Below are 9,189 nucleotides of genomic sequence, written 5' to 3' on the forward strand. Positions count from 1 at the left end.
CGGGGGGGGGCCCCCGCCCCCCCGGGGGGGCCCCCCGCGGGGGGGCGGGGGGGGGGGGTTTGGGGGGTGTCTTGCCGGCGGGGCGCCCGTCGGGGGGGGCGTCCTGACGACGAGTCGAGAGAGCGAAGGGAAGTCTTCCTCATGTCCACGTCCACGACGACCGGCCGGCGGTCGCGTATGCCCAACCCCCTCCCCTTCCTCCCCGAGCTGGCGGTGGTCGGCGAGGGGCTGCACAAGGCCCTGCGGAACGGGGTGATCCCCCCGGTGACCATCGCCCTGCTGCAGCCGCGCGCCGGGCGGCTGCTCGGCAGCACGTACTTCACCGTCAGGGAGACCGCGGCCCTGCGCGGGCTGGGGGAGCCGGAGGAGCGCGTCAGCGACGAGCTGCACGCCAGGGCGTCGGCGCTGCACGACGACAGGGCGATGTGGCCGCTGGTCATGGCGATCGCCCACATCGGCTTCTTCACCCCGGCGGCCCGCATCGCCAAGCCGATCCCCGGCATGCCGCCCGGCCGGAACTACAGCGCGTGAGAAAGGCGCCTGACATGAGCATCACCACGTTCGCGGTGGCCGGGGCGACCGGCCGGCTGGGCCGCCACGTCGTCGACGTCCTGACCGAGAGGGGGCACCGGGTCGTGCCGATGTCCCGCGCCACCGGCGTGGACGTCGTCACCGGTCAGGGTCTCGCCGAGGCGCTGACCGGGGCGCAGGTCGTCATCGACGTCGCCTCCTGGCACTCCTCCGACCAGGAGGCGGCGACGGAGTTCTTCCGCGCCTCGGCCCGCAACCTGCACGCGTACGGCCGCCAGGCCGGGGTCGCGCGGATCGCCGTGGCGTCCATCATCGGGGCCGACAGGGCCACCGCCGGTTTCCTCGCCGCCAAGAGGGTGCACGAGGAGCTGCTGCTGGCCGGGCCGCTTCCCGTCCGCGTGCTGAGGGCGGCGCAGTTCCACGAGTTCGTGGGGCAGCTGCTGGAGTGGCAGCCCGGTGACGTGGCTTACGTCCCGGAACTGCCCACCCAGCTCGTGGCCTGCCGCGTCGTGGCCGAGGAGCTGGCCGGCCTGGCCGTCGCCGCGACCGTGCCCGGCGCGCCGATCCCCGAGATCGCCGGTCCGCGCAGGGAGACGCTGGCGGAGGCGGCCCGGCTCCTGGGCGCCCGCCGCGGTGTCAGGGTCGTGGGCGTCGACGGCGCGGGCATGCCCGACGCCGAGCAGGCCGCCGCCGGCGCGTTCCTGCCCGGCCCGCACGCGAGGCTCGCCGGCCCGACCTTCCGGGAATGGCTGGACGCCCAGCCCTGATCCGGCCCGGCCCTTGTCCTCGGTGGGGCGCCGAGGACAAGGGTTCCCTGTGCGGACGTCCCGGAAGTCGCCATCTGGATGATCTTCGAAAATTGTCCGTGCCCTGCGCCATGATGACACCGCTCGTCTCCGCATAAGGGATCTTGAAGGAGCTGTCATGACCGCACAGGAAACCCCCGGCTGGTCCGATCTGGGGTGGGACTCCTGGACGAACCTGGCCCTGGTCCGCGCCAAGCTGGCCGCGGGCGCCGACCCCGACGAAGGCGCGTACTTCTACGAGCGTCCCCTGCACGTCGCCGCCGAGCGCGGTTCGCCGGAGGTGGTCGCCGAGCTGGCCGGCCGGGTCGCCGACGTCGACGCCGAGTGCGAGGGCCGCACCGCGCTCTGGGAGGCGGTCTTCCGCGACCAGCCGGACAACGCCCGCGCGCTGGTCCGCGCCGGAGCCGACCCGTGGCGGCCGATGATGGGCGGCTGGTCGCCCGGTCGGCTCAGCCTGGCCGGTCCGACGCCCGGCCTGTTCTTCCCGTTCCCGCCCGGCCACGCCCAGCTCACCGAGGCCGAGACGGCGGCCGTGGCGGAGGCCGCGCGCCTGGTCGGCGTCCTGGAGGGCCTCGACGGCGACGGCTTCAGCCTGACGTGCGTGCGCGGTGTCGGCGCGGCCGAGGCGGCGCGCCTGCTGGCCGCCGAACCCGCCACGGAGGAGGAGCTCGAAGAGGTCGAGGAGGATGCGTTCGACGACGACGCGATGCGGTTCGTCGGCGTCACCGACGTGCCGGGCGGCTGCGTCGTCTTCCAGGAGTGGGGGTACATGGCCGCCACGCCCGGCGTCATGAAGGCGTTGTCGGCGGGCACGGTCGCCTACGGCATGTACGCCAATCCCAAGAGCGGCAACCAGGGCAGGGTCTACCGCGACGGCGAGGTCGAGGAATGGGACACCCATCCGGGCGGCGGCGACGCGTCCCCGGAGGACTCGCCCGAGGAGATCCTGCGCAAGTACCTGTACGACGGGTGCGCCGAGGCGTACTGCTTCGCCGGCGCGGGGCTGCGCCCGGCCGACGCCCGCTCGCTCACGGAACCGGACACGTACCTGCGGCTGCCCGACGGCGACTACTGGGCCTGAGCGTTGTCCCTCCCGCCGCGCCGGTGCCAGCGTTCTGCCAGCCGGGTGACAGCCCCGGCGGCCAGGCTGCTGTCTCCACCAACGTGAAGGCAGGGCGTGATGGGCGGCGAGAAGTCGATGCGGTGGCGAAGCGCGGACGTGACCTCGAAGGACGGCACGACGATCGCCGTGCTCAGCGCGGGGCGGGGGCCGGGGCTGCTGGTGATCCCCGGGAACAACCGGCGCGCCCACCACTACGGGGCACTGGCGCGAGCACTGTCCGGCACGCACAGCGTGCACGTGATCGAACGGCGCGGACGCGGCGGCAGCGGCCCGCAGGGCCCGGCGTACGGCGTGGACACCGAGGTCGACGACGCGCTGGCCGTCATGGACCGCACGGGCGCGCGCCTGGTCTTCGGCCACAGCTACGGCGGTCTCGTCGCCCTGCACCTCGGGTTGCGGCGCAGGGTGGCCGCGCTCATGGTCTACGAACCGGGCGTGAGCATCGACGGCTCCTTCCCCGCCCGGTGGCTGCCGGCGTTCGAGCGGCTGCTGGCGCAGGGCAGGCACACCGCGGCGATGGCGGCCTTCCTCAAGGCCACCCGCCTGGTCCCGGTCGGCGACGCGCCGGCGCCGGTGTTCCGCGCGCTGGCGTTCCTGATGCTGCGCGGGGCGGAGGGGCGCGACACGCGGGCGATGATGGCGACCACCCCCGCCGAGATCGGCGAGATCGTCCGCCTGGACTCCGACGGCGCCAGGTACGCCGCCGTCGGCTCCCCGGCGCTGCTGCTCGGCGGCGACAGATCCCCCGGCTACCTCACCGGTGTGCCGGCGCGCCTGGCCCGCCTCATGCCCGACGCCCGGCACGAGATCATCGCCGGGCTCGACCACAACGCTCCCGACCTGAACGCCCCCGAGGTCATCGCCGAACGGATCCGGGCCTTCACGCGGTCGCGGGTTCCGGGGGAACGCTTTCGCCGAGCGGTGCCCCTGAGCCATGGCATTCCGACAACTGAATCTTGCCGGTCACCGGGAATGCGCTTTCGGTGTGGCGTCGATGAGTGATTCGTGGCAAGTGTAAACATCGTACCGGTCTAGATGCCCTGATCGGCGTGCGGAAGGGCCGCATTCCGGTCTATGGGTTCGGATAGCGACTACGGGCTGCATTCCGAAAGGAACGGTACATGTTCTCACCCAAAATACGAGCAAATGCCCTCAGCAACCCCATCCGGCCGGCGGCGCCTCGTCTTGGGCGGAGCATGACACGAGTGGCCGTGCGCGGCTCGCTCTCGACGGCCCTCGTCCTGGCCATGATCCCCGCCGTGACCCCGGCCGCGCACGCGGACGGCGACGGGCGGTGCGACCCGCACACCTTCTACAAAATCCGTTCGCTCTCGCCGAGAAACTTCTTCATTCCCCGCACCCGGTACATTGACGGCCCCGGCGGCACCATCACGGTGACGGTGACCCGGGAATACGAGGTGAGGGCGTTCCGGGAGACGGAGAACGAGCAGCAATTCTCGATCACGACCGGAGATCTGGTGCGTAACCTGCGCAAGATGGGCCTGCCGCACCTCGAAGAACGGCATATGGTCTTCACCGGCCATGAATACAGCCGGAATATCACTAAAGGGATGTACGGCAATATGTGGTACCGCGTTTTCGGCTACCGCATCGGGTGGTCGGCTTGGTCGGTCCTCGGCACCTGCAAGCAGTTCGAGGTCGGCTCGGGGATAGCCAACGTGCCGTCCAGGGTGGAGGGCTGGCGGTACTGGGAGACCAGGCACCCCAAGTTCAGGGGCCGCATCCTGTCCATCGACGGCGGGGATCCCGACGACGACAAGGGGTCGGGGCCGGCGAAGGCGCAGTGGCAGGGGCCGGCGCTCGCGCCCCTGGCCAGGCCGTCGTTGCCGCGGGAGTCCCCCTCGACCGAGAGGACCGAGCGGACCAGGCAGCGCAGTCGCTGACCCCCGCTTCACCGGCCGCCCCGAGCTCAGGTTCCCAGCGTGGCCTCGGGGCCCGGTCGGCGACGCGGCGCGGCGAGGTCGTGGGCGACGGTCGCCGTGCCCCAGCGGTCGTCGGAGCCCTGGGCCCGCAGGACCAGCACCGTCCAGACCGGACCGGCCAACAGGTTCCGCCCGGTGGCCGTGACGCCTTCGGCCGCGGCCGAGAACAGCGTCAGCCCCCACAACGGGCCGAGCTCACCGGAGACCAGGGCGACGTCTGCGGCAACCGTCAGGACGGCACCGTACAGACCGGTGACGACGTGACTCAGGACGCTTCCCGACGGGGAGGGAGACGAATGCCTCACCCTACAATCGATCATGAGAAGTGACGCCAGACGGCGGGCGCGCCGCGCGTCATGATCCCCCCACTGACGAAAGGCGCGAACGTGATGTCCGCCCCCACCACCGGTGACGACTGGGAGTCGTCGCTGAGGCAGGCCTTCGGCGTCCTGCTGGGCCACCCGCTCTCCGGCTTCGACCCCGAGGCGGAGTACGCGGCCTGCTACAGCGGCAACTGGCTCGACGAGACGGGGTTCAACAGGGATCCGGCGTGGCTGGAGCCGGCCGCCCTCGCCGGCCGCGCGACGATCTCCAGCGAGAACCTGCTGCTGCTCGACGAGGTCGGCTACCCCGAGCTGCGGTTCGACCCGAGCCGGTCGTTGTTCGAGATCGACGCGGCGGCGGAGTTCCCGGCGGGCTTCGGGGACGAGCTGGTGGCCGTCAAGCGCGCCGGTTCCGACCGCTGGCCCCAGGTCGGCGGCGCCGACCTGGCGCGCCTGACGGCACGCCACGCGGCCGGCCTGCCGGCCACGGCCTGGTCGGTGACGAGCGCCACCATCGCCTCGGACGGCACGCTTCTCGACGCCCTCCGGGTCGCCACCGGCATCGGCGACGGCTTCGACAGCCTGGTGCCGTACGAAGGGGGCGACCCGGAGACGGCGGCGGCCGTCGAGGCCGTGGCGCACGCCGGGCTCCGGGCGCACCTGCGCGCTTTCTGTGATCCCCGCTCCGACGAGCTGGCCCTGTGCCGTCAGGACATGCGCACGGCCAGAGAGGAGGGCGGCGCGCTGGTGGCCCGGTGGGAGGGCGCCGTGGACCAGTACGAGATCACCGTCCGGCGGGTCGGCCCCTGACCGGTCACCCGCCGCCCGGTCCACCGGCCAGGCGGCGGGGTCTTCAGGAGCGGGCCAGGGTGCCGCGATGGCGGGCGACGTTCTCCAGCCGGTGGAACAGGACCACCCCGGCCGCCGTGATCAGCAGCGGCTGGGCCAGCAGCCAGCCGAGGCCCCAGCCGGTCGGGAGGGCGGCCAGGGAATGCCCGCCGAGCAGGATGTCGCGCATCGCCTCGATGCCGGGCGCGATGGGCACCACCAGCCGGCTGAGGAAGGCGACCGGTTCGGGCATGGCGGCCAGCGGGACCAGCGTGCCGCCCGCGATGGCGTAGAGGGCCACGGACAGCTGGGTGACGATCTCGATGCGCCTGAACACCAGGCACAGGCCGCACAGGATGAGCGCGAGCCCGCAGGTGCCCAGCACGATGGCGGCCAGCGGCACGATCACCTGCGCGTCGAGGGGCAGCCGGCCGCCCTGGAGGGCGACGGCGGCGACCCCGGCGGCCAGGACGGCCAGCGCGGCGGGCACGGCCGCGATCACGGCGGCCACCTGGCGGCCGAGGATGCTCGCGGCCGAGGGCAGCGGGGTCAGGTAGGTCTGCTCCAGCACGCCGGACCGGATGTCGCCCAGGTAGCTCCAGAACACCCGGTTGACCTGCTCGTGGACGAAGGTCAGCGCCACCATGCCGAGCAACACCGGCGGCAGCAGGTCGGCGCGCAGCTGCCCGCGTCCCATGAACAGCACGATGAGCAGGTAGAACAGCGGGAAGGTGATCATCTCCAGGAGGACCTCGCGCCATCCGGCGAGCAGGCCGATCACCCCCTTGCGGACTTCGGCGGCGAATCCGCGGACGAAGGTCATGACGCCTCCAGGGCTCGCCGGTGGTTGCGGACGAACAGCAGGCCGGCCACGGCGGCGAGGACGAGGGTGTGGACCAGCAGCCAGGGCAGCGCGCCGCCGGTCCACAGCCCGGCCAGGGTGCCGCCCTCGAACAGCGTCCGGTTGAGCGCCTCGACGCCCAGCGTGGTGGGCAGCAGCCGGGCCGCCGCGGCCAGCCAGTCCGGATACAGGTGCAGCGGCAGGAACGAACCGTTGAGCAGCAGCACCAGCGAGGTGAACAACGACTGCAGGGCGCCGACCGCCGGGGAGACCAGGGCGAGGGCGGCCAGCAGAAAGGTGAAGGCCAGCGCGTTGACCCCGAGCAGCGCGGCGGGCAGCAGCGCGGCCCAGCGCAACGGGACGGCGATCTGCGCCAGGAGCATCGGCACGAGAGCGGCGACGGCGGCCACGGCCAGCCCGAACACCGACGCGGTGAGCAGCCGGCCGAGCATCGGCAGCCACGGCGGCGCCGGGCTCATCTGGGACTGGGCGAAGGTGCCGGCGCGGATCTCCTCGACGAGGTCGGCCACCATCACCAGGCCGGCGTACTGCAGGAACCAGTAGCCGCCGATCGCGACCAGGGTGGGCGGCAGCAGATCCTGGCGCAGCTCACCCTGGCCCAGCACGAACTGCAGGCCGAGGTACATCATGGTGCTGATCAGCAGCGTGACGACGTGCCCGGCCGGGTGGGCGAGCTGCACGCGCAGGCCCTTGCCGATCTCGGCGCGCAGGATGTCAGGCAGCATGGGACGGCTCGTTCACCAGGGTCAGGAACACGTCCTCCAGGCCGGGCTGGACCTGCGTCAGCGACTCCAGGACGGCTCCGTGCGCGCGCAGCCGCCCGACCACGTCGTACACCTCGGCCGGATCGCTCACCCGCACGCGGATGGTGGTGACGCCGTCACGGGTCTCGGCGTCGAAGCCGGGAGGCGGGGCTCCCTCGACGCGGATCTCGTACCGGTCGCGTTCGCGGAAGCGGGCCAGCAGCTCGCGGGTGGGCAGGTCGGCCACGAGCCGCCCCTGGCGCATGACGGCCACCCGGTCGCACAGCTCCTGGGCGATGTCGAGCTGGTGGGTGGTGAGCAGGACGGTGGTGCCCAGCTCGCGGGCCTGCTCGGCGATCCAGTTCCGGACGGTGCGGGTGGCCTCGACGTCCAGGCCGAGCGTCGGTTCGTCCAGCAGCACGACGGGCGGGTCGGCGATCAGGGCGACGGCGATCGCGACCTTCTGCTGCATGCCCCGGGAGAAGCCGCCCACCTTCTCGTGGCGGCGCTCCCACAGGCCGAGATCGGTCAGCAGATCCTCGGCACGCTCGGCGACCCGGGCCTTGCGCAGGCCCTTCAGGCGGCCGAAGTACATCAGGTTCTGCCAGGCCGACAGGGTCCAGTAGACGTTGCGGGAGCCCTCCAGCACCGCGCCGAAGCACGCCATCGCGGACCGGCGCTGCCGGGTCACGTCGAACCCGGCCAGCCGGACCCGGCCGGAGGTGGGGGACAGCAGCCCGGCCAGCATCTTGATGGTCGTGGTCTTGCCCGCGCCGTTGGGGCCCAGGAAGCCGAAGACCGACCCGGCGGGGACGCGCAGGGACACCTCGTCGACCGCCCGGACCTGCGCCGATCCGTACACCTTGGTCAACGCGTCGATCTCGATCATGTCATCTCCTCGATTCGGGGGGAAACCCCGGCCCGCGGCCTCGGGGCCGGGAGCCGGGGCGGGCCATCACAGCTCGGCCAGGACCTCGATGTCCTGCGCCGTGACGTCGCGGACCACCTCGAACGCCGCGACGGCCGCGGGGGTGCCGGGCGCGGCCTGGCGGGCCGCCTGCAGGGCGGCGGCCGAGTTCCAGCGCCAGACGCCGACCCACGTGTCGTCGTCCAGGCGGCCGAGGCGGGCCTCGGTGAGGCCGGGCCCGGTGGCTCTGATGGCGGTGACCAGGGCGGCGTGCCGGGCCTGGACCTCCTCGGCGTCCGCGGGATCGGCCTGGAAGCGGGTGACGCTGATGACGGTCATGACTAGACCTGCTCTCTAGAGTTGACTTCTAGTGACTGAATCTAGAGATAGACTCTAGCCATGAGTGATGTCAAGCGGCCGAACAAACGGGCCCAGAAGGCGAAGGAGACGCGCCGGCGCATCCTCGACGCGGCGTCTGAGCTGTTCGTCCGCGACGGATACGGCGCCACGAACCTCCAGGACGTGGCCGAGAAGGCCGGGGTCGCGGTGCAGACGATCTACTTCGTCTTCGGCAACAAGCGCGCCCTGCTCAAGGAACTGGTCGACGTCACGATCGCGGGCGACGACGAGCCGGTGGCCACCATGGACCGGCCCTGGTACGCCGCGGCGCTGGCCGCCGGCACCGCCCAGGACCTGCTGCGCGCCTACGTCGCCGGCACCGGCTCCGTCCTGGAGCGCGTCGCGCCGATCGGCAAGGTCCTGGAGGCGGCGGCCGCCGGCGACCCGGAGGTGGCCGCGCTGTGGCCGGACGACGTCGATCCCCGCTACGTCGTCCAGCAGGAGGCGGCCAAGGCCCTGGTGGCCAAGCCCGGGGCGCGGGCCGGGGTGTCCGCGCAGGAGGCCGCCGACCTGCTGTACGGCCTGCTCAGCCCCGAGCTGTACCTGCTGTTCGTGCACGTCCGCGGCTGGTCGCGGGAGCGCTGGGAGCAATGGGCCTTCCGCACCCTGCACGCCCAGCTCTGCTCCGGCTAGATGGTTGAGTCCAAGGGGTCGGGGTGATCAGTGGTCGTAGCGGGTGAGTGATCTCTTGATCGGCTGACCGGTGTGATCGTTGTGCCATATG

General features: G+C 72.3%; 12 protein-coding genes. 7 read left to right on the plus strand and 5 right to left on the minus strand.

Going from position 1 to position 9,189, the window contains the following annotated elements; translation table 11 throughout:
• Positions 1–141 precede the first annotated feature (141 nt).
• The 5 genes from AB0J46_RS51680 to AB0J46_RS51700 all read left to right on the plus strand — a co-directional run bounded on the left by AB0J46_RS51680 (position 142) and on the right by AB0J46_RS51700 (position 4,364).
• Complete coding sequence (locus AB0J46_RS51680; RefSeq protein WP_364344822.1) at positions 142–531, plus strand: carboxymuconolactone decarboxylase family protein; 390 nt, start codon at positions 142–144, stop codon at positions 529–531.
• Positions 532–545: 14 nt separating this feature from the next.
• Positions 546–1,298, plus strand: a complete 753-nt coding sequence (locus AB0J46_RS51685) for an NAD(P)H-binding protein (protein ID WP_364344825.1) — start codon at positions 546–548, stop codon at positions 1,296–1,298.
• 157 nt (positions 1,299–1,455) lie between these two features.
• Complete coding sequence (locus AB0J46_RS51690) at positions 1,456–2,418, plus strand: DUF6461 domain-containing protein (protein ID WP_364344828.1); 963 nt, start codon at positions 1,456–1,458, stop codon at positions 2,416–2,418.
• A 138-nt stretch (positions 2,419–2,556) separates the two neighbouring features.
• Entirely contained in the window at positions 2,557–3,462 is a 906-nt protein-coding gene (locus AB0J46_RS51695) for an alpha/beta hydrolase (protein ID WP_364344831.1), read from the plus strand.
• A 203-nt stretch (positions 3,463–3,665) separates the two neighbouring features.
• Positions 3,666–4,364, plus strand: coding sequence for a hypothetical protein (locus AB0J46_RS51700; RefSeq protein ID WP_364344834.1), 699 nt, complete (start codon positions 3,666–3,668; stop codon positions 4,362–4,364).
• Positions 4,365–4,390: 26 nt separating this feature from the next.
• On the opposite strand, the gene AB0J46_RS51705 is transcribed toward AB0J46_RS51700, so the two are convergent.
• The gene (locus AB0J46_RS51705) at positions 4,391–4,708 is read right to left on the minus strand and encodes a hypothetical protein (protein WP_364344837.1); all 318 of its coding nucleotides are present in this window, start codon (positions 4,706–4,708) and stop codon (positions 4,391–4,393) included.
• An 84-nt stretch (positions 4,709–4,792) separates the two neighbouring features.
• Here AB0J46_RS51705 and AB0J46_RS51710 point away from each other — a divergent pair, with 84 nt between their 5' ends.
• Positions 4,793–5,536, plus strand: coding sequence for a hypothetical protein (locus AB0J46_RS51710; protein WP_364344840.1), 744 nt, complete (start codon positions 4,793–4,795; stop codon positions 5,534–5,536).
• A gap of 43 nt (positions 5,537–5,579) precedes the next feature.
• Here the strand turns inward: AB0J46_RS51710 and AB0J46_RS51715 are convergent, their stop codons facing one another.
• The 4 genes from AB0J46_RS51715 to AB0J46_RS51730 form a co-directional block, all read right to left on the minus strand.
• Entirely contained in the window at positions 5,580–6,377 is a 798-nt protein-coding gene (locus tag AB0J46_RS51715; RefSeq protein ID WP_364344842.1) for an ABC transporter permease, read from the minus strand.
• Positions 6,374–7,141 carry an ABC transporter permease gene (locus tag AB0J46_RS51720; RefSeq protein ID WP_364344845.1) on the minus strand — a complete coding sequence of 256 codons (768 nt, stop codon included), beginning with the start codon at positions 7,139–7,141 and terminating at the stop codon, positions 6,374–6,376. Before AB0J46_RS51720 ends, AB0J46_RS51715 begins: the two co-directional genes overlap by 4 nt.
• Positions 7,131–8,048, minus strand: a complete 918-nt coding sequence (locus AB0J46_RS51725; protein WP_364344848.1) for an ABC transporter ATP-binding protein — start codon at positions 8,046–8,048, stop codon at positions 7,131–7,133. The genes AB0J46_RS51720 and AB0J46_RS51725 overlap by 11 nt, the downstream gene beginning before the upstream one ends.
• A 66-nt stretch (positions 8,049–8,114) precedes the next feature.
• A complete protein-coding gene (locus AB0J46_RS51730; RefSeq protein WP_364344851.1) occupies positions 8,115–8,405 on the minus strand; it encodes an antibiotic biosynthesis monooxygenase in 291 nt (96 codons plus the stop codon).
• Positions 8,406–8,465: 60 nt separating this feature from the next.
• Between AB0J46_RS51730 and AB0J46_RS51735 the strand changes: the two genes are divergently transcribed.
• Positions 8,466–9,098, plus strand: coding sequence for a helix-turn-helix domain-containing protein (locus AB0J46_RS51735; protein ID WP_364344854.1), 633 nt, complete (start codon positions 8,466–8,468; stop codon positions 9,096–9,098).
• Positions 9,099–9,189: the final 91 nt, after the last annotated feature.

It is taken from the genome of Nonomuraea sp. NPDC049758, assembly GCF_040674635.1.
In the GTDB taxonomy this organism is placed as follows: domain Bacteria; phylum Actinomycetota; class Actinomycetes; order Streptosporangiales; family Streptosporangiaceae; genus Nonomuraea.

Bases quoted from the DNA above. Each gene is read 5' to 3' on its own strand.
- AB0J46_RS51730 (WP_364344851.1), bottom strand. From the start codon at position 8,405: ATGACCGTCATCAGCGTCACCCGCTTCCAGGCCGATCCCGCGGACGCC.
- AB0J46_RS51715 (WP_364344842.1), bottom strand. From the start codon at position 6,377: ATGACCTTCGTCCGCGGATTCGCCGCCGAAGTCCGCAAGGGGGTGATC.
- AB0J46_RS51735 (WP_364344854.1), top strand. From the start codon at position 8,466: ATGAGTGATGTCAAGCGGCCGAACAAACGGGCCCAGAAGGCGAAGGAG.
- AB0J46_RS51720 (WP_364344845.1), bottom strand. From the start codon at position 7,141: ATGCTGCCTGACATCCTGCGCGCCGAGATCGGCAAGGGCCTGCGCGTG.
- AB0J46_RS51690 (WP_364344828.1), top strand. From the start codon at position 1,456: ATGACCGCACAGGAAACCCCCGGCTGGTCCGATCTGGGGTGGGACTCC.
- AB0J46_RS51680 (WP_364344822.1), top strand. From the start codon at position 142: ATGTCCACGTCCACGACGACCGGCCGGCGGTCGCGTATGCCCAACCCC.
- AB0J46_RS51710 (WP_364344840.1), top strand. From the start codon at position 4,793: ATGTCCGCCCCCACCACCGGTGACGACTGGGAGTCGTCGCTGAGGCAG.
- AB0J46_RS51685 (WP_364344825.1), top strand. From the start codon at position 546: ATGAGCATCACCACGTTCGCGGTGGCCGGGGCGACCGGCCGGCTGGGC.
- AB0J46_RS51725 (WP_364344848.1), bottom strand. From the start codon at position 8,048: ATGATCGAGATCGACGCGTTGACCAAGGTGTACGGATCGGCGCAGGTC.